21 protein-coding genes are annotated in these 17,563 nt (G+C 61.0%); 8 read left to right on the top strand and 13 right to left on the bottom strand.

The window, feature by feature from the left end; translation table 11 throughout:
* Positions 1–323 precede the first annotated feature (323 nt).
* The gene (locus EGO55_RS06840; protein WP_021691541.1) at positions 324–848 is read left to right on the top strand and encodes a nuclear transport factor 2 family protein; all 525 of its coding nucleotides are present in this window, start codon (positions 324–326) and stop codon (positions 846–848) included.
* 109 nt (positions 849–957) lie between these two features.
* Complete coding sequence (locus tag EGO55_RS06835; RefSeq protein ID WP_021691542.1) at positions 958–1,371, top strand: nuclear transport factor 2 family protein; 414 nt, start codon at positions 958–960, stop codon at positions 1,369–1,371.
* Between the two features lie 15 nt (positions 1,372–1,386).
* Here EGO55_RS06835 and EGO55_RS06830 read toward each other — a convergent pair whose 3' ends face one another.
* A complete protein-coding gene (locus tag EGO55_RS06830; RefSeq protein ID WP_021691543.1) occupies positions 1,387–1,923 on the bottom strand; it encodes a VOC family protein in 537 nt (178 codons plus the stop codon).
* Positions 1,924–2,086: 163 nt separating this feature from the next.
* On the opposite strand from EGO55_RS06830, the gene EGO55_RS06825 reads away from it, so the two are divergent.
* From EGO55_RS06825 to EGO55_RS06815, 3 genes are read left to right on the top strand one after another with little or no spacing between them, the layout of a single operon-like run.
* Positions 2,087–2,869: an SDR family NAD(P)-dependent oxidoreductase gene (locus EGO55_RS06825; protein WP_021691544.1), complete on the top strand. Its 783-nt coding sequence runs from the start codon at positions 2,087–2,089 to the stop codon at positions 2,867–2,869.
* Positions 2,866–3,684, top strand: a complete 819-nt coding sequence (locus tag EGO55_RS06820) for an SDR family oxidoreductase (protein WP_021691545.1) — start codon at positions 2,866–2,868, stop codon at positions 3,682–3,684. The genes EGO55_RS06825 and EGO55_RS06820 overlap by 4 nt, the downstream gene beginning before the upstream one ends.
* Positions 3,669–4,496, top strand: coding sequence for an SDR family oxidoreductase (locus tag EGO55_RS06815; protein ID WP_244925490.1), 828 nt, complete (start codon positions 3,669–3,671; stop codon positions 4,494–4,496). The genes EGO55_RS06820 and EGO55_RS06815 overlap by 16 nt, the downstream gene beginning before the upstream one ends.
* Positions 4,497–4,545: 49 nt before the next feature.
* On the opposite strand, the gene EGO55_RS06810 is transcribed toward EGO55_RS06815, so the two are convergent.
* The 8 genes from EGO55_RS06810 to EGO55_RS06775 all read right to left on the bottom strand — a co-directional run bounded on the left by EGO55_RS06810 (position 4,546) and on the right by EGO55_RS06775 (position 11,743).
* Complete coding sequence (locus tag EGO55_RS06810; RefSeq protein WP_040717280.1) at positions 4,546–5,322, bottom strand: SDR family NAD(P)-dependent oxidoreductase; 777 nt, start codon at positions 5,320–5,322, stop codon at positions 4,546–4,548.
* On the bottom strand, positions 5,319–5,762 hold the full coding sequence (locus EGO55_RS06805) for a hypothetical protein (protein ID WP_021691548.1): 444 nt from the start codon (positions 5,760–5,762) through the stop codon (positions 5,319–5,321). Before EGO55_RS06805 ends, EGO55_RS06810 begins: the two co-directional genes overlap by 4 nt.
* Positions 5,762–7,495: an FAD-dependent oxidoreductase gene (locus EGO55_RS06800; RefSeq protein WP_040717238.1), complete on the bottom strand. Its 1,734-nt coding sequence runs from the start codon at positions 7,493–7,495 to the stop codon at positions 5,762–5,764. Before EGO55_RS06800 ends, EGO55_RS06805 begins: the two co-directional genes overlap by 1 nt.
* Before the next feature lie 107 nt (positions 7,496–7,602).
* Positions 7,603–8,046, bottom strand: a complete 444-nt coding sequence (locus EGO55_RS06795) for a nuclear transport factor 2 family protein (RefSeq protein WP_021691550.1) — start codon at positions 8,044–8,046, stop codon at positions 7,603–7,605.
* 11 nt (positions 8,047–8,057) lie between these two features.
* Positions 8,058–8,603, bottom strand: coding sequence for a VOC family protein (locus EGO55_RS06790; protein ID WP_021691551.1), 546 nt, complete (start codon positions 8,601–8,603; stop codon positions 8,058–8,060).
* Complete coding sequence (locus EGO55_RS06785) at positions 8,603–9,925, bottom strand: aromatic ring-hydroxylating oxygenase subunit alpha (RefSeq protein WP_021691552.1); 1,323 nt, start codon at positions 9,923–9,925, stop codon at positions 8,603–8,605. Before EGO55_RS06785 ends, EGO55_RS06790 begins: the two co-directional genes overlap by 1 nt.
* 178 nt (positions 9,926–10,103) lie before the next feature.
* Positions 10,104–10,523 (bottom strand): GFA family protein, encoded by a 420-nt coding sequence (locus EGO55_RS06780; RefSeq protein ID WP_021691553.1) that lies wholly within the window; start codon positions 10,521–10,523, stop codon positions 10,104–10,106.
* Positions 10,520–11,743, bottom strand: coding sequence for a cytochrome P450 (locus tag EGO55_RS06775; protein WP_021691554.1), 1,224 nt, complete (start codon positions 11,741–11,743; stop codon positions 10,520–10,522). Before EGO55_RS06775 ends, EGO55_RS06780 begins: the two co-directional genes overlap by 4 nt.
* Before the next feature lie 237 nt (positions 11,744–11,980).
* Between EGO55_RS06775 and EGO55_RS20530 the strand changes: the two genes are divergently transcribed.
* Positions 11,981–12,133, top strand: coding sequence for a hypothetical protein (locus tag EGO55_RS20530; RefSeq protein WP_161566033.1), 153 nt, complete (start codon positions 11,981–11,983; stop codon positions 12,131–12,133).
* 252 nt (positions 12,134–12,385) lie between these two features.
* Here the strand turns inward: EGO55_RS20530 and EGO55_RS06770 are convergent, their stop codons facing one another.
* Positions 12,386–13,426 (bottom strand): IS110 family RNA-guided transposase, encoded by a 1,041-nt coding sequence (locus EGO55_RS06770; protein ID WP_021692041.1) that lies wholly within the window; start codon positions 13,424–13,426, stop codon positions 12,386–12,388.
* Between the two features lie 39 nt (positions 13,427–13,465).
* On the opposite strand from EGO55_RS06770, the gene EGO55_RS06765 reads away from it, so the two are divergent.
* Positions 13,466–14,728, top strand: coding sequence for an aromatic ring-hydroxylating dioxygenase subunit alpha (locus EGO55_RS06765; RefSeq protein WP_210766664.1), 1,263 nt, complete (start codon positions 13,466–13,468; stop codon positions 14,726–14,728).
* On the top strand, positions 14,728–15,162 hold the full coding sequence (locus EGO55_RS06760) for a nuclear transport factor 2 family protein (protein ID WP_021690820.1): 435 nt from the start codon (positions 14,728–14,730) through the stop codon (positions 15,160–15,162). Before EGO55_RS06765 ends, EGO55_RS06760 begins: the two co-directional genes overlap by 1 nt.
* A 7-nt stretch (positions 15,163–15,169) precedes the next feature.
* On the opposite strand, the gene EGO55_RS06755 is transcribed toward EGO55_RS06760, so the two are convergent.
* The 3 genes from EGO55_RS06755 to EGO55_RS06745 are packed head-to-tail and all read right to left on the bottom strand — an operon-like array spanning position 15,170 to position 17,527.
* On the bottom strand, positions 15,170–15,532 hold the full coding sequence (locus EGO55_RS06755; protein ID WP_021690821.1) for an EthD domain-containing protein: 363 nt from the start codon (positions 15,530–15,532) through the stop codon (positions 15,170–15,172).
* Complete coding sequence (locus EGO55_RS06750) at positions 15,529–16,326, bottom strand: sugar phosphate isomerase/epimerase family protein (protein WP_021690822.1); 798 nt, start codon at positions 16,324–16,326, stop codon at positions 15,529–15,531. Before EGO55_RS06750 ends, EGO55_RS06755 begins: the two co-directional genes overlap by 4 nt.
* A 22-nt stretch (positions 16,327–16,348) precedes the next feature.
* The gene (locus tag EGO55_RS06745; RefSeq protein WP_021690823.1) at positions 16,349–17,527 is read right to left on the bottom strand and encodes an aromatic ring-hydroxylating oxygenase subunit alpha; all 1,179 of its coding nucleotides are present in this window, start codon (positions 17,525–17,527) and stop codon (positions 16,349–16,351) included.
* Positions 17,528–17,563 lie beyond the last annotated feature (36 nt).

Here is a 17,563-nt window from a genome sequence, read left to right as displayed (position 1 = left end):
CCTGATTAAAGTATCAGTTACCCGTATTATCGCGACCGGATAAATTACCTATTATTCCGACTGTATCCGGTCGTGGGTGCATCGGTCTGGTCAATCCAGTGGTGTTATGCCTGCGGCTTGTAAAACGGAATTTCTCTCCCTGCCTCCGGTCGGCTTTCGCCGGCCGGATTTTTTGACCGGATCGCGATTGGTCAAGCGCGGCAGGGATAATCCTGAACATGCCCGCGCATCGGTGGCCCATGCAGTAACCGACAGGCACGCCGACACAGATTTTACCCGAGCGCAGAATATACATACCCCTGTTCGGAGGGAGAGGAGACATCGTGGCAAAGCGTTTTGATCTGGAAGCCGAAGTGCGCGACCTTGCCGCACGGCGCGACATTTACGATGCCGTATGCCGTTATATGCGGGGGCAGGACAGGCTCGATCCTGAACTCCATCGTTCTGCCTTTCATGATGAAGCCTGGGTCGATTGCGGATTGATGCAGGGCACTGCCGACGAATTCGTGGCGTTCGCCCAAGGTTTTCTCGCCGATCTTGGAGGCAGCCAGCACATAATCGGGCAGACCCAGTTCACGATTGATGGCGATCGCGCCTCGGGCGAAGTCTACTTTTATGCCTGGCACCGCCTTGTGGAGGAGGGTGCGCACAAAGACCTGTCCGTCGCCGGTCGTTATGTCGATGAATATACCTGCAAGGATGGCGACTGGCGGATCAGCCGCCGCCGCGAAATCGTCGACTGGGCGCGTACGGACCCGGCAACGGACGGTTTCCTTCAGGCCAATCCGGTCATTCGCGCCGGGCGCAAAGGTGCCGATTTCAGCGAAACCCGCGATTGGCCTGTGTGATCGGTTGCGGGCCTTGGTCTGTGCCTTGATCTCATCGCCCTAGTCTAATCGCTAGGCCCATTTTTTGGCCATTGCAGGCAATTTCCGGCGGGTGAGAGGAGCTGATTTTATGGCCATGACGTCTGAGGAAATGATCCGGTTCGTTGATGATCTCTACGATGCCACCGGCACCGGAGACTGGGATCGCGCGGCATCGATGCTGACTGACGATTTCTTCGTCTCCGAAGCGGATACGCTGCCGATGGCGGGGGTCTATCGCGGCAAGAACGCGCTGCATGAACTGTTCGTCACCGTGATGGGCACCGTCGATGTGGTGGCGCTGGAACGCGAACAGACTGTGGCGAGCGGCGATTGCGCGATCACGATCCTGCAAATGCGCTTTGCCGATCCCGATCTCGCACCAGCCCAATTGCTGGAAATGTTCCGTTTCCGCGATGGGAAATGCTGCGAGATCAAGCCTTACTATTTCAATTCGGCCACATTCGTGGCTGCCGCAGAGGCGAAGCGCCGCCAGACGGCCTGACGGCGCACGGGACGGTTACCCGATCTTGCGCAGCGGATCGGAACCGTCCCAGTCGCGGGCGGCCTGCTTCATCATGGCGAACAGTCCTTCCGAACCTTCCATGGGCTGCAGCAGTTCGACAACGTTCCCCGGGCCGCCACCCGCATCGACATAGATAACCTCGCCGGTATCGCCGACTTTGCCTTCCACGAGGATTTCGGCACCGATTTCCGCGCATGCCTTGCGCGCATCCGCAATCGAAGCCACGAAAATGCACACATGGTGCATCCGGTCGGTCACGGCATATTCGCCGGTGTAGATCGAGGGCGCATCGTTTTCCGCGCGGATCAGTTCGATCTGGATATCGCCCCAGTACCCGATGGCGATCGAGAACACCGCATCGGAGGGTTCCCCGCGATAACGCATATCGCCGAGGCGGACGTTCTCCATCAGGAAGAACGGACCGACCCCCATGGTTTCGGTCCAGTGGCGCAGGGCGCCATCGAAATCGGCGGGAAGATAGGCGATCTGGATGATGTCGCCCAGTGCTTTGATCGGGCCGGGTCGGGTCATGCTGAAGGGTCTCCCTGATGCATTATGGTGCGGCCGTTGTGCACAGCCTGCTCAACCACGGTTTGTGACGGTGACCGCGCGACGAGTCACCTTGCCGAAAGCATAGGTTGCGGGCGCGGAAATATCGGCCAATGCTGCAGAAGTATCAACATGGGAGAGGACCATGAGCAAACGGCTTGATGGAAAAGTCGCGCTGATCACGGGCGGGACTTCGGGCATCGGTGCGGGCACGGTCCGCCGGCTTGCCGCGGAAGGCGCCAAAGTGATTTTCACCGGTTCGAACCGGGCCGCCGCAGATGCGCTGTGCGCGGAAACCGGCGCGCGGTTCGAAGCCTTGCGCGTGCAGGATGCCGATGCCTGGACCGGCTTGATGGAGCGGATTGTGTCCGATTACGGTCGGCTGGACATTGCCTTTGCCAATGCCGGGACGGAACATGGCGATGCCAGCATCGAAGATATCGGCATCGAAGGCTGGGACAATGTTATCGCGGTCAACCAGACCGGTGTCATGCTGACGGTGCAGCACGCCATTCGCGCCATGAAGCAGAACCCCGATGGGCCCAAGGGCTCGATCATTGTCAATTCGTCGATGAACGCGCACCGCGCGATGGGCAATTTCATGGCCTATTCGGTGACCAAGGCGGCCGTCGTGGCACTGGTCAAATCGGCGGCGGTGCACTGCGGCAATCAGGGGTACCAGATTCGCACCAACGCGATTCTGCCCGGTGTGGTCGAAACCGCGATGATTTCCGATCTGATCGCCAGTGCGGACGATCCGCAGGCCGCGCGCGCCGCGTATAACAGCATGTCGCCCTTGCGGCGCATGGCAACGGTAGAAGAAGTCGCCGGGCTGGTCGCGTGGCTCGCTTCCGACGAGGCGGCGTTTGTCTCGGGCAGCGAGTACGTGATCGATGGGGCAACCACAGCAGGGATGATGGGTGTATGAGCGCATTGGGTTCACAGCGTCTGCAAGGCAGGGTCGCATTCGTATCGGGCGGGCTACGGGGCATCGGCCTCGCCTGTGTGGAACGGTTTCTGGCCGAAGGCGCGGAAGTCATTCTGTCCGATCTCGACGCGCCGGACAGCGAACTGGCCGCTGCCACGATTGCGCGGCTGGGGCAGGCTGCCACTTATGTGCAGGCCAATGTCACGCGCGAAGACGATTGGCAGCGGGCCCGCGATGCGGTGATCCAACGCCATGGCAAACTGCATATTCTGGTCAACAATGCCGGTATCGACCTGACGGGCGCGGTGGAAACCACCGATCTGGCCAGTTGGCGGCGGATCATGGACATCAATGTCGATGGCGTGTTCCTGGGCGTGAAAACCTTTGTCCCGCTGCTCGCGGAAAGCGGACAGGGTATCAAGGGCGGTTCCTCGATTATCAATGTGTCCTCGATCATGGGGCTGGTCGGCTTTAACGAGGTATCACCCTACAACGCCAGCAAGGGTGCGGTCCGTCTGTTCACCAAGGGGATCGCGATCGAATTTGCGCAGAAGCAGATGCCCATCCGCGCCAATTCCCTGCATCCGGGCTTTGTCCTGACCCCGCTGCTTGATGGCGGGTTCCAGCGTTGGGTGGACAAGGGTTTTGCCGAAAAGACGCAGGATCTGTTCGATATGATGGCATCGAAAACGCCTATCGGACGGCTGGCCGATCCGGCGGAACTGGCCAGTGGGGTCTTCTTCCTCGCCAGCGAGGACAGTTCCTACATGACGGGTGCCGAACTGGTTATCGATGGCGGCTGGACCGCGCAGTAAGGCACCGCACCACAAAACAAGGAGAGGGCGAACATGACAATTGCACTGGATGGCGTGGTTGCGGTGATCACCGGGGCGGCCGGGGGATCGGGCGCGAACTGGTCAAGACGCTAAAGGCGGCCAATGCCACGGTCATTGCCACCGATCTGGCGGACAATGCGCAGATCGAAGGGGCGGATCACTATGTGCGGCATGACGTGACCAGCGAAGCCGATTGGCGTGCCGTCGCCGCGCTGGCGCAGGAACACTATGGCCGGGTCGATGCGCTGGTGAACAATGCCGGCATTTCCATCGTGACCAAGTTCGATGAAACCCCGCTCAGCGATTTTCACCGGGTTAACGCGGTCAATGTGGATTCAATCATCATCGGCACGCAAATTCTGCTGCCGTTGCTGCGCGAAGGCGGCAAGCGTCGTGAAAGCGGGGCATCTGTTGTGAACTTCTCCAGCATTGCCGGGCTGCGCGGGGCTGCATTCAACGCGGCCTATTGCACCAGCAAGGCGGCTGTCAAAATGCTCTCCAAGTGCCTCGGGGCAGAATTTGCCGCGCTTGGCTACAATATCCGGGTCAATTCGCTGCATCCCGGCGGGATCGACACCACCATGCTGGGTTCGATCATGGATCGTTATGTCGAACTCGGCGCGACGCCATCGCGCGAAGTGGCGGTGGCGAGCATGAAGGCAAACCATCCGATCGGCCGTATTGGCAGGCCCGATGAACTGGGCGGCGGGGTCGTCTATCTCTGTTCGGATGCTTCCAGTTTCGTGACATGCAGCGAACTGGTGATAGATGGCGGTTTCAGCCAGGTCTAACGGGTATTCCATGGCGCCGCCGCGGGAAATCGCAGCGGCGCCAAAGGGATCAGCGGGTCAGATAGCCGCCTTCTACGGCAAGGCTGTGGCCGGTCACATAACTGGCCGCATCGGAGCATAGCCAGGCGCTCGCTTCGGCCACTTCTTCCGGTTTGCCGAAACGGCCCAGCAGGCTGAGCGCCGGGGCAAAATCCTCCTCGGTAAGGCCGGTCGTTTCCAGCGCGCCGCGCAGCATGGGCGTGTCAATCGCGCCCGGCAGCACCGCATTCACCCGGATACCCTTGGGCGCATATTCCAGGCTGCCGGTCTTGGTCAGCCCGATCACACCGTGCTTTGCCGCGACATAAGCGGCGTTGTTGGGCTGTGGCCGTACCGAACTGACCGAACCGATATTGACGATTGATCCGCCGCTTTCCTGCGCCAGAAACTGGCGGATTTCATACTTCATGCACAGCATGACGGAACGCAGATCGACATTCAGCACTTTGTCGAACACGGCCATATCGGCTTCGGCAATCGGCAGGACATCGGGCGTGATCGCCGCGTTGTTCACCGCGCAATCCAGCTTGCCGAACCGATCCACCGCCCCGGCGATCAGCGCGGCGACCTGCGCTTCCTCGGTCACGTCGCACAGGATCACTTCGGCGGTTCCGCCATCGCCACGGATGGTGGCCGCAGTGGATTGGGCGGCGTCGCCGTTGATGTCGGAGACAACCACCATTGCCCCGCGCGCAGCCAGCAGACGCGCGGTTGCCGCACCCATGCCCATGCCCGCCCCGGTTACAATCGCGACCTTGCCAGCCAGCGATACGGCATCTGCTTTCATGGTTTTGCTCCATTCGCGATCCATTGCCGGATCTTTGCAATCTGTTCTGCCGGGAGCGGCGGGTTGCCGAATGGCATCCGGGCACCCGTGCCCCCATGTTCGAGCTGCGTCCCTTCGAGCTTCATCACCAGATAGCTCTTGTCCGGATCGCCCGGCACCACCCGTTGCAGCCCGGGCGCACCTACGGCGGGCACATCGACGAGGCTTTCGCGGACTTTGGCCGGGACCAGCGCCATATTGCCCGCTTCCTGCCCGGTGAGGTGGCAGGTCACGCAGGAGGTGGCGATGATCGGGGCGATATCGGTTTCGAATGCCGATGGCGCGGTGGCGGTCGCGTCTGTCCCGGCATCGCCATTCGATGGGGCCGAACCGCCGCTATCCGTGCCCGAACAGGCGGTGAGAGCCAATGTCGCGGCGGCGGCTGTAAACAGGCGGCGCATCAGGAATTCACCGCATGTCTGGCGGCGATGTAGCCGAATGCCAGCGCCGGGCCGATCGTGCCACCGGCGCCGAGATAAGCCTGCCCGGTGGGCGATGCGATGCAGTTGCCTGCACCGTAAAGCCCGGGAATGGGTTTGCCATCAGCGGCCAGAACCTGTGCGTTTTCGTTGATCTGCGGCCCGCCCGCCGTGTCGAGCGCGCCGGGGCCCAGGACGATGCAATAATACGGCCCTTGATCCGCGAACGGATGCATGACCGGGTTTGGATAGGGGTTTTCCGGCTGTGTGGTGCCTTCGCGCCGCGCCGAAAACAGCAGGTGCCATTCCTTGTCGTAATTGTACTTGCCACGATTGAATTCCGGATCGTTTCCGGCCTTGGCATAGCCGTTGAACCGGGCGATCGTTTCTTTGGCATTGGCGGCAAATTCCGGGGCCAGTTTCGCCCCGCCGGTCTGGCTGCTCCACTGGGCGAGCTGTGCGCCGACCTTGTTGAACAGTGCATCCCAGGTCGCCCCTTCCACGAGATGGGGCTGCTCGCCCTTTTTGGCCGGGAACGGGAAGGCACCGCCGAACGCATCGATCGAACGTTCGTCAAACAGCATGAACATCAGATGGTTGGGGTAATCCTCGTGCGAGGGATCGTAGGGAAAATGCGCCTGCGTGCGGTCGTTGTAGTCGCGCTTCTCATTGACCACGCGCTTGCCGTACTTGTTGACGAGGATCATCGAATCCCCGGGCAGCACAAAGGCGCCGAGGCCGACACCGCGATTGGCCAATGCCTCGCCCAGCACCACCTGGCTGCGCCAGGCGAGGCCGAGATCGCCCATCTGCGCACCGGCAGCCTGCGCCAGCGGGATGAAATCCCCGGTCGATCCGGGCAGGGCGCACGTGCCGTAAATCCACGGCTGGTGATGCTTGCACAGATCGACATTGTGCGCGTAGCCGCCCGTTCCGAAAATGACGCCCTTGTTGGCCTTTACGCGGATGGTCTTGCCAGCCTGTTCCGCTTCCACGCCGGTAACGCGGCCTTCGGCATTGCGGATGATTTTCGTCACGCGCGTATCCATCATGATCGGCGTGTCGTTTTTCTTGAGATAGGCGGCCAGTTGGGTGGCGAGGCTGCCGCCACCTGCCGATGATCCCGATCCGACCGCCGGTTCCAGGGTGCGGCCGGTGGGCACCTTGTTTTCAGGCAGGTGGTCGGCATAATCGGGGGCGGGGCGGTCGAGCTGGAACAGGCGGAACTGTTTGAACTGCACCGCGCCCAGATCGCGCAGCTTGTCCACTGCGTCCGATCCATGGTCGTAAAAGGCTTCGATAACCTTGTACCGGTTTTCATCGAGCCCGAGAGTCGGGCTGGCGGGATCGTAATGGCGTGGGAAGCCGTAACGCACGGCATATTTCAAGGCATCGGGCTTTTCATCCTTGATGCCCTGTTCCCTGAGGATGAAGTGGTTGAAAATCCACGCGACCCCGCCCGATTTGGCCGTGGTGCCACCCGTGATCGGCATTTTTTCCAGCACCAGAACCTTGGCCCCTTCGGCGGCGGCGATCACCGCTGCGGTTCCGGCTGCCGCACCGCTGCCGATACAGACGACGTCGGCTTCATGATCCCACGCGCCTTCTCCTGCACCCGATGTCGCGCTTTGCGCGCAGCCGGCGGTTGCGGCGGCAACAACGGTTACACCCGCACCGGCAAGTAATTGGCGGCGGCCAATTGCGTATTCGGACATTACGGTCCCCTCCAGTTTCTTGTTCTTTTGCTTGTTGGATTCAACACGCGTTGCGTCCACTCCCCATAAGGAGAGGCACCGGTCCGCAGCCCGGAAAGGCGCAGCGGTCAGCTGTTGTGAATGGTGTCGAGCGACCCGGGTAGAGGCATGAGGAAGTCCATGTGATAATTGGCGAACTTCCAGCCATCGGGCGTGCGCACAGCGTCGAAGTAATACCGCCCGTTCACTGTTACCTGCGTGCCGTCTTTCGACAGGCCCATGCCCGTGACGTAAGTTCTGACGCTGGCATTGTCGCCCGCATAGGCTGTGACCGCGAAATTGCTGAGATAGTGCGCCTGATGACGCATGGCCGCGAACACGCCGGTGAACAGTTCGCGAATGCCGGCGTGGCCATCGACTTTGGGCATGCCGATGCCCGACAGATCATAGACGGCATCGGGGGTGAAACAGGCGCAGATCGCCTCCACATCGGACATGCTATCCAGCGCATGGGCATAGGCGACGGTGAGATCCTCGAGCGCGAAGCGATCTTCGATTGGGCAAGTGGTCATCGGGCGGTCTTTCAGGCTGGGAAGGCGGGCCGGATGGGGTCGGTCTTGCCGTCCCAATCCTGTGCGGCTGCGGCGATGCGCTGGAAGAAATCGGCCTGCACCGGATCGACATCGATCAGTTCGATCATGCAGCCCAGCACCGCGCTGGTATCGATATAGGAGAAGCGCAGCGTGCCGAGGCGGCCCTGCACGGCGGCCGCAAAGCCTTGTTCGCGATACCGTTCGAAATCCGCATCATAATCATCGCAATAGACCGCGAGGTGATGAAACCCCTGACCTCCTTTCGCGATCGTGTCACGATAGGCGGAAGGATTGTCGCAATGCTGCTGGATCAGTTCGATCTGTATGCCGCCGGATTGGGCCAGCGCCACGGAAAAATCGAGGCCGCTCTGCCGTGTGCCGCGATAGTCGTATTCCTCGATCAGGATATGCGGCGCCATCAGAAACGGGCCGACACCGGCGGTCCGCGCCCACGCAAGCGCGGCGGCTTCGATATCTTCGACGACAAAGGCAGCCTGCATCATGTGCTTGCCAGCAATACCGGGTGCGAACGACATCAGGCGGGCCCGCCAATCATATCGTTGAGCAGTTCGTGGAACCGCTGCACACGCTTTTCCTGACCCGGCAGGATGCAGCCTTTGAAACCGCGCGAATTGAGGCCCTGTTGTTGGGAGGTGCCGATCGACAGATCCTGATCCGCCACAAAGCCCAGTGATACACCGTCACCATAAACCGAATGGCTGCTGATCGCGTCATGCTGCAAGGGGGCCATGCCCACCGGGGTATAGACTTCGGTCATGCCAGGAACCGGGGGATAGAGGCACCAGTGCTGGAAAATGCACTTTTCCGGGTCGGTCGGGTGCGGTTCGGTGCGGAGAATCTGGCACTGTTCGGGCGACATGGTGATCGTCAGGTTGGGGAACAGCGTGCAGTGGAAATAGTCGACCAGTTGCTGGTCGCTCATATCCGCATAGTTGGCATAGCCGCGTTCCGCCCCGAGACGTCGCTTCGCATCGATCACCGCCTGACGGATTTCCCCGGTGCGGCCCTTGTATGCGGCCGGATCGATACCCCACGCCACCGCCGCTTCGGCGAGGCCTGCGGGGACATCGCCACTTTCATAATCGGTGCGGGTGGTGGCCTGATGGCCGATCATCCACATGGAATTGTGGCCTGACGGGTACATTTCGAACAGCGTCGTGGGCAACCCGTCATTGATGAACATCGCCAGTTCGGGATGGATCGTGGGCAGGTGGTAACTTTCGTTGAAATTATCGCGCAGGATCTTCCAGTTGAAGTTGCAGTCCGCCGATACGTGCAGCACGCGCACCCAGTTTTCCAGGCCATAGGCGGCCAGCCGATCCGGCAGCGGCGCCATCCATTCGCGCAGCGGGGCAACATCGTCGTCCATGCACCAGAACACGAACGGCCCCCAGGTTTCGCAGCGGACTTCCGCCAGATGGACCTTGCCGCAGGGATTGCCACCGGCGAAATCGTCGGGGTCCTGCACTTTGGCAAGCGTGCCGTCGATGTCGAACGTCCAGCTGTGATAGCCGCAGGTGATCTGGTCGACACTGGCGACATCGCCGAGGATCAGCCGGTTCCCACGGTGCGGACAGGTATTGTAGAACGCGCGGATGGACCCGTCGTCCTGCCGCACCATGATGATCGATTCCTTGCCGAAATTATGCCGGATGATGTCGCCCGGTTCTTCCAGTTCGGCCAGCATGCCGCCCAGATGCCAGACCTTGGGCCAGAGCTTCCGGGTTTCCTGCTCCATCCATTCGCGGCTGATATAACGATCGGCTGTGATCACATCCCCGCGTACGGGAAGGTCGAAATCCTTGGAGTAACGGGACACATTGGTTTCGGCATTCACGACAGGATTCTCCCATGCAGACCGCAGGTGCGGTCAATGACGACCCCGATCGTGTTGGCGCGCCGTTGCCGGAGCGGACGGGTCGTTTTCCATCGCGCGATGATACGCGCACCGGACATCGCGCTCCACTCACCAATGTTACAGGCGGCCCGGATTCGCATGATGAAGAGCTATGCTTTCATTGGGTTTTTTGGCAGGCGATCTGGCCATCGAACGGGAACCAGCCCTGTGCGCTCTGCGTCCAGTAATGCAGCGTGGGCGCGAGATCGGCGGTTTCATCCAGCGTGCCCGCTTTCAGAAAAATCATGCCCTGAGCCTCCACTGCGGGGGTATCCGTCACCACCGGTGACCCGCATTCGGGGCAGAACTTTCGCCAAACCGGCTGGCCACTGGTGCCGCGATCCTCGTAAGTCTTGAGTGTGCCGTGGATGCGCAGGGCATCGCGCCGCAGCGCCGCCACCACGGACAGCGCCGAACCGGCCTGTTTCTGGCAATGCGTGCAATGGCACAGGACCAGCGCTTCGGGCGGCCAGTCCGCTTCGTAACGCACGGCGCCGCACAGACACCCGCCGTGACGGATGGCCGGGGCATCGGTCATACCGGCCATTCCAGTATCAGGCGGTTGACCTGCCCGACAATGCCGCCCGAACAATGGGTATCGGCATCATCAGCCACGGAAAATTCCGGGATACGCTTGAGCCATTCCTCAATCGTGATGGCGACTTCCGCCCGTGCGAGTTCCTGCCCCGGGCACATATGCGGGCCGCTGCCAAATGCGGAATGCCGTGCGTTTCTGCGCGAGAAATCCACCGTCATGGGATTGGCATTGATCCGGTCGTCAAGCCCGTGAATCTGCGTGGGGATGCAGACCAGTTCGCCCGCTTTCAACTGCACGCCGTGAAATTCCATATCATTGCGCACTGTGCGGGCAATGGTCACGAGGCCGAAGCGCCGGAACAGTTCGTGCGTGGCGGCAAGCACTTCGTTGGTGGAACGGCCCGCCAGTTCCGCGCGTGCCGCCGGGTTCTGCGCAAGATACAACATCGCGAAGCCGAGGAAGTTGACCACTGTGTCCACCCCGGCGACCAGAATTTGCGTGGCCAGTGCCAGCGATTCCTCTTGCCCCAGCGTGCGGGTTGCGCCGTTGGCATCACCGATCGGGGCGGTGACCACCTGGCTCAGCAGGTCTTCTCCGGGATGTGCCCGCCGTTCTGCGAGAATAGGGGCGAGATAATCGAAAAACGCCTGCTTGCCTTCCTCGAAGGGCATGGGCGGGTTGGGCCGTGTCAGGCATTCGGCCCAAGTGCGTATCTGGTCGGCATGTTCCATGGGCAGCCCAACCAGCGCCATAAAGATGCGGATCGGCAGAACTTCGGCAAATTCCCCGGTGAAATCGCAGCGCCCGCCTGCGGCAAAGCCATCGATCAGGCTGGCTGCCGCTTCGCGGATTGCGCCCTGCATGCCACGTACTTTGGCCAGAGCCATCCCGTCGTTCAGCAACTTGCGATAGGGGCGGTGTTCCGGCGGATCGATCGTGGTGGGGATCAGTCCATGCTTCTCGCCAACAGACTTGGGCAGGACGATCACGCGATTGGAGAACCGTTCATGGTCCGATTGCACTTCGGCCAGAATGTCGCCGCGCAAGGCGATCCAGTGGCCTTCGTTGTGCGGGGTCCAGACGATATCGGGGCTGCTGTCTTGAAGCGATTTCCACGCCGCGTGGAAATCATCCGTTTGCCCGGGCAGGGCGTAGATATTGATATCCACCACCCTGTCTGCCGGAACATGCGTCGGCGGCACATGGTCTGCGCTACTCATAACCCCTCCGTTGTATAGCGCGGTTTCGACGCTTGCCGCGCGATAACCGGGTGTGCGCGGCAATCTGCCCAAGACTGTGGGAACCGTCAGCCTGTCCTAAAGGTCAGCCGGAGACAGGGCACGGAATGGCACAAGGTGCAGAACGTCCGGGCAATTTCTCGGACAAGTGCCAGTTTGCCGATGCGGGGCGATGGGGCAGCCTGCATGGCTACCAATTGGCAGTCGGAGAGGACTGATATGACTGAGCTTGCCGCCGTGCCGCCCGCGATTTCGGGCCGCGATTCGGCAAATCTTCGCGGCGATGCGATCACCGGCGATCGCTACTATTCGCAGGATTTCGCGCAGAAGGAATGGGACCATATGTGGACGGCTCCCTCTTGCAAGGGCTGAGCGGAAAGATTTGATCGTATCGCTTGCGTCCATATGTCCGGCCTTTGGGCGCGACCGCATGTGATCGCTGGCCAAGATGGTTTCCGCAGCGTGAGTTCCTAACACCTCAGCGGCCTCGGAGGGCCATTGGTCCCGATGGAGTGCCACACGCCTTGGATCGATCGATCGCACCATCTGCTCTTTTCTTGCAAGATCCGGCATCAGCTCAGCACGATAGCGTTGAGTAGTTGCTCATCGTGTCTGGCCAATCTTTTACGCCACGGCTGCCGCTGCTGGCAGGTCGGCCCTTCGATATTGCTCGCCGCTCACCATCAGCTTCCAGGCGATGCGCGCGACCTTGTTGGCTAACGCAACCGCAACGAGCTTGGGCTTCTTGCGTTCGAGCAACCCCAGAAGCCAAGTCGAGGCGTTCCTGCCTCCGGTACGACGGACATGCTGAACGACGGCGGTTGCTCCGACCACAAGCGTGCTCCGTAAGAGTTCATCGCCAGCTCGCGTGATGCCCCCGAGCCTGACCTTCCCGGCTGTTGAATGATCTCTGGGCGTCAAACCGATCCAGGCGGCAAAGTCTCGCCCGGACTTGAACATGCGCGGGTCTGGCGCCTTCATCATCAGCAGGGATGCGCCGATCGGACCGATGCCTGGGATTTTCGCGAGCCGCTGGCTACATTCGTCAGCGCGATGCCATTCCATAACTTTGGCCTCGACCAGATTGATCTCGCGCAGAAGTTGCGCATATTCCTGCCCGTGAAATGCGAACAGTTCGCGCGCAAGTTCGGGGATGGTCTCATCTGTCGCTATGCGCTCTAGCAGGGGTTCGATCCGGCACATGCCCCTCGCTGCGGCGATCCCGAATTCCGCAGCGAAGCCCCGGATCGCGTTGGCAAGCTGGGTGCGCTTCTTGATGAGCCTGGTGCGCATGCCCACCAGCATAAGCGCCGCCTGCTGGTCAGTGCTCTTCACCGGCACGAACCGCATCGTCGGGCGGCTCATCGCCTCGCATAGGGCTTCAGCATCTGCGGCATCGTTCTTGCCGCGCTTGACGTATGGCTTCGCCAACTGCGGGGCAATCAACTTTACCTCATGGCCGAACGAGCCGAGGAGACGCGCCCAGTGATGCGCGCTGCCGCAGGCCTCGATGGCGACATCGGTCGGCGGCAGCTTCTCGAAAAATCGGATCATTTCCCGGCGTGTCAGCTTCTTGCGCAGGACCGGTTTTTCAGCTGCATCGACGCCATGCAGCTGAAAAACGTTCTTTGACGTGTCCATACCTATACGCGTAATCTGTTCCATGGGCGGCTCCCTCGTGTGAGTCCTACAACGACATCACCTTTGGCACATCGCGATGCCGTTGGGAGCCGTCCAACCCAACACCTCTGGACGAAGATCTGGCACATCGCCGGGCGAACGGCCGAACTGATCGATCCGGGCGATTATCTGGTGCACAATTTCCTGAAGGAATCGGTGATCTGCATCCTGCAGGAAGATGGTTCTGTGAAGGCCTTTTACAATTCCTGCGCGCATCGCGGGATGCGCATGGTCCAGGAAAGCTCGTCATCCGACGGGATCAGCTGCCCGTATCATGGCTGGCGTTATGGCCTCGATGGGTTCGTGAAATTCGCACAGGATGGCCATGATTTCCCGCAGGGCGATCCTTGCGGGAAAGTGAAACTGAAGGAACTGCGCTGCGACATCTGGGGCGGGTTCGTGTGGTACACGATGGCGGAGGAAGGCCCGTCGCTGGCCGAATATCTCGATCCTATGCCCCAGCTCTACAAGAACTATCCGATGGATACGGCCGTGCGCGTGGCATGGTACCGCATCGCGCTCAACGCGAACTGGAAGTTCGTGACGGACAATTTCTCGGAAAGCTACCACACCCGGACGGCACACCCGCAAGTGCCGCCGTGGATCGATCAGGATGTGGATACCGCCCGGCACGAAATGTGGCCGAAGGGCCATGGTCGCACTGTGCAGCCGATGCGCCCGTCGCTGTCCGATCGCCTACCGGAGACCATGCCCCATCCCTTCAAGCTGATCCTGCAGCAATGGGATATCGATCCCGAAAGCTATGCTTCGTACGAAGATCTGGCGATGCAGGGCTGGCTCGATCTCAAGGCCGCCAAGCGCCGCCTGTGGAAGGAGCGCGGCTATGTCCATTACGAACACATGGATGACGAGGAAATCACCGACAGCCCGCATACGGTGATCTTCCCGAATGTCACCATCAGTTTCCTGCCCGACAACCTGGTGTTTTTCCGCAGCGAACCGCATCCGGATGATCCGGAGAAATGCTATTTCGACCTGTGGTGCATGGCGTTCCCGGTCGAAGGGCAGGAGGTCGTGGAATCGGTGATGGCTGGTCCCCGGCCACTGCGCGAGGCGGACTATTGCGAACAGCGCGATTTCGATGCGGGGCGGGGCATCCCCGAACTGGCCGGGCAGATCGTCTATCAGGATATGGAACTGGCAGAAGGCATGCAGGCCGGGATGCATTCGCGCGGCTATCAGGATGCCTATCTGACCGGGCAGGAAACGCGCGTGCGGTTCTTCCATGAAGTGCTCAACGACTGGCTCGAAGGAAGGAAGCCCTGATGGCGTTTACCGGCCCGCTGGAGGATCGTGTGGCGATCCGCGAATTGATGGATACCCATGCCCATGGCGTCATGGCGAAAGACCCAGCCATCTGGGGTTCGATCTGGGCAGAGGATGCCTATTGGGCGCTGCCCGAATATCCCGATCTGGGTGGCTATACCGGCAAGGAGGCGATCCTTGCCGGATGGATTGAATCGCTCAAGCATTATGGCCTGGATAACGGCACGCGGCCGATGGTCTATTTCATGCAGCCCGGCGAAATCGCGGTCGATGGCAATGCCGCCACGGCGGTCGCCTACACCATTGAAATCTACGACGATCCGTTCACCGGAAAGCGGGTCCATGCGACCGGGCGCTATGACGATGAACTGAAGAAGATCGACGGGCGATGGCTGTTCACCCGCCGCGAATACCGGACTGTTTTCGCCGATTGATGCGGGTTTAGCGGGGGAGGGGCGGCAGCGCCGACTGGTGCTCCTCCACCGTGAACATCCGGATACGGTTGCGGTCGAACAGGTTTTCTTCGTCGGCGGCGATCATCGCCGCCGTTGCCGGATCGGCCAGCGCGGTCAGACAGGCATCGCAGGCGGCCTGATCGGGAAAGTCGATTTCGGTTACCACATCGGCGTCTTCGTGCTGCTCTGTCCCATCGGCGGGATGCAGGAAGCGGCGCACATAACGGGTGGCATGGCCAGCCAGAACCTGTTCACCAATCAGCCGGTGGGTTTCTTCGTAATAGCGGATGAAATCGGCTTTGCTCATGCCTTCGCGGCGTTTGAGCAGGGTAATCAGGGTGACGGTCATGAACGGGTCTCCTGTGCCAGCCAGCGGCGGGTCGCATCGGCAACCGCTTTCGCGCGTTGCCCCGGATCGTCGTAACGTTCGCGCAAGGCGCGCGAGCGCAATTCTATGCTGAGCGGGATATGTGCCGGCAGGGCGGCGTGGAGCGCGAACAGGGGCAACGCCCCGGCACCGCATTGTTCACGCAGATCGATCGCATCGGTGATAATCGCGTCGAAATCGGCCGGGTCAGGCCGCTCCGCCCGTGCATCGCAGAATTGCGCGTAAGGCAGCAGCGCGGGATCGATCCGCGCGATATCCGCCGGGGTGGCGCCCGATCGGTCGACATGGATCGGATCGATCAGCAGCGCCCGTTGCGGATGGGCGACATCGTCAAGGATGGCCAGCGCCTGCGCCAATGTCTTCACTTCGGTGAAAATCCCGAATTCCAGCGCAACGCGCATGCCGCTGCCTTCCGCATGGCGGCACAGATCGGCAAGGCGCGCGGCCGTAGCGGCATGATCGGGATCGGATGACACGCACAGCACGTTCGCCGCGCCCAGTTCCGCACCGATATCGATCACTTTGCGATGATCGTCCATCGCGCTGCCGGGTTTCAGCCAGATCACTTCGACATCGAGCAGGGGCAGGGCGCCGGCGGCCAGGGCATCGCGCACGGCCCGCGTGGTCGCATCGGTCCAGTTTTCCGGTTCCACCCAGAGACCCACCGCATCGAAGCCGCCGTGGCGGGCGGCTTCGACTGTCTCGACCGGTCCGAATTCGGGGAGTACCCCCGAAGCGAGCGAAATCGGGTTCATGGTCAGGCCTATGGTTCCGATCCTACATCACCGGTTCAGGGGCGGAGATGTCGTCTTCCAGATACCAGTTCAGCCATTCGTGGAAGTACTGGTTACCGCGTTCGTTCTTGCCGAACACCAGATCGTCATGTGCGCCGGATTCGAGGCCGCGCTGGATTTCCAGCCCGATGACGTAGTCTTCGGTATAGGTCACGTCGCGGAAGAAGTTCATCGCGGCTTCGACATTGGCACGATCTTCCTCGTCGCGGATCGGTTCGCGCCGCAGGTAATTCAGCACGGTGCGGTTCTTGTCCGGCGTCGGCCCGGGGAAGAGCTGCGCAACTTGCGTGATTTCCGGCGCGACGAAGCACGAGACGTTGGGGAAGAAGATACGCACGAAATCGTATCCGTTGTTTTCCTGATTGCCCCATTCCTCGCGCGGGATGTCTTTCAGCACGTCGGCAATGCGGCGCTGGGGGAAGCCGATGCGGATATTCGGGCCGAAGCCTTCGTAATGGGCGCAGTTCGATGGCGTGCGCGGGTTAATCGTCGTGGGATGCAGCGATGCGAAGTGATAGCCTTCAAGATAGCCGTCAAACGCGATCTTCCAGTTCGCGCCTTCGATCACCCGCGATCCCATGTAGGTCCAGTTCGCGAAATCGAGCGCTTCGAAATCGTCCAGAAAACCGCGGAAATGGCGGTCGAGATCGAGCGGGGCATTGGGAGTGAGGCAAACGAAAATCATGCCTGCGCGTTCTTCGCACGGCAATTCGCGCAGCCCCCGTTCCGCCTTGTTCACTTCGCCGAAGGTGGAGGCTTCGGAGATACCGATCAGCTTGCCATCCTGGCCGAATGTCCATCCATGATACTTGCAGGTGAAGCGCGGGCAATTGCCATGGCCGTCATTGGCCACGGGCGCGCCGCGATGCGAACAGACGTTCAGGAATGCGCGCACGGTGCCGTCTTTTGCCCGGTTGATCAGCACGGGAACGCCGACCGCTTCCATGGCCTTGTAGTCGCCGGGGTTGGGCAGTTCGGACGTGAACGCCAGCATCAGCGGCGCGCGCTTGAACACCAGTTCCATTTCCGCGCGCCATTGGTCGGGATCGGTATAGCTGCCGGTCGGCACGCGCAGCACCTTGTCGGTCTGATGGGTTTTCTTGTTCTCGACATAGTCGAGCATGATTTCGGCAACGTCGCCGATTTGCTGCACGCGGTTCAACTGTCGTCTCCCAACCTCGAGGCCTGTCGGCCCCCC

Source organism: Caenibius tardaugens NBRC 16725 (assembly GCF_003860345.1).
Classification (GTDB): domain Bacteria; phylum Pseudomonadota; class Alphaproteobacteria; order Sphingomonadales; family Sphingomonadaceae; genus Caenibius; species Caenibius tardaugens.
Note: the sequence above shows the minus strand (reverse complement) of the source record. Positions and strands in the feature narration are given on the sequence as shown.

What these genes read in the sequence shown, in the direction of transcription:
- EGO55_RS06835 (WP_021691542.1), top strand. Translation starts at nt 958, where the DNA reads ATGGCCATGACGTCTGAGGAAATGATCCGGTTCGTTGATGATCTCTAC.
- EGO55_RS06830 (WP_021691543.1), bottom strand. Translation starts at nt 1,923, where the DNA reads ATGACCCGACCCGGCCCGATCAAAGCACTGGGCGACATCATCCAGATC.
- EGO55_RS06825 (WP_021691544.1), top strand. Translation starts at nt 2,087, where the DNA reads ATGAGCAAACGGCTTGATGGAAAAGTCGCGCTGATCACGGGCGGGACT.
- EGO55_RS06820 (WP_021691545.1), top strand. Translation starts at nt 2,866, where the DNA reads ATGAGCGCATTGGGTTCACAGCGTCTGCAAGGCAGGGTCGCATTCGTA.
- EGO55_RS06810 (WP_040717280.1), bottom strand. Translation starts at nt 5,322, where the DNA reads ATGAAAGCAGATGCCGTATCGCTGGCTGGCAAGGTCGCGATTGTAACC.
- EGO55_RS06805 (WP_021691548.1), bottom strand. Translation starts at nt 5,762, where the DNA reads ATGCGCCGCCTGTTTACAGCCGCCGCCGCGACATTGGCTCTCACCGCC.
- EGO55_RS06800 (WP_040717238.1), bottom strand. Translation starts at nt 7,495, where the DNA reads ATGTCCGAATACGCAATTGGCCGCCGCCAATTACTTGCCGGTGCGGGT.
- EGO55_RS06795 (WP_021691550.1), bottom strand. Translation starts at nt 8,046, where the DNA reads ATGACCACTTGCCCAATCGAAGATCGCTTCGCGCTCGAGGATCTCACC.
- EGO55_RS06790 (WP_021691551.1), bottom strand. Translation starts at nt 8,603, where the DNA reads ATGTCGTTCGCACCCGGTATTGCTGGCAAGCACATGATGCAGGCTGCC.
- EGO55_RS06780 (WP_021691553.1), bottom strand. Translation starts at nt 10,523, where the DNA reads ATGACCGATGCCCCGGCCATCCGTCACGGCGGGTGTCTGTGCGGCGCC.
- EGO55_RS06775 (WP_021691554.1), bottom strand. Translation starts at nt 11,743, where the DNA reads ATGAGTAGCGCAGACCATGTGCCGCCGACGCATGTTCCGGCAGACAGG.
- EGO55_RS20530 (WP_161566033.1), top strand. Translation starts at nt 11,981, where the DNA reads ATGACTGAGCTTGCCGCCGTGCCGCCCGCGATTTCGGGCCGCGATTCG.
- EGO55_RS06770 (WP_021692041.1), bottom strand. Translation starts at nt 13,426, where the DNA reads ATGGAACAGATTACGCGTATAGGTATGGACACGTCAAAGAACGTTTTT.
- EGO55_RS06760 (WP_021690820.1), top strand. Translation starts at nt 14,728, where the DNA reads ATGGCGTTTACCGGCCCGCTGGAGGATCGTGTGGCGATCCGCGAATTG.
- EGO55_RS06755 (WP_021690821.1), bottom strand. Translation starts at nt 15,532, where the DNA reads ATGACCGTCACCCTGATTACCCTGCTCAAACGCCGCGAAGGCATGAGC.
- EGO55_RS06750 (WP_021690822.1), bottom strand. Translation starts at nt 16,326, where the DNA reads ATGAACCCGATTTCGCTCGCTTCGGGGGTACTCCCCGAATTCGGACCG.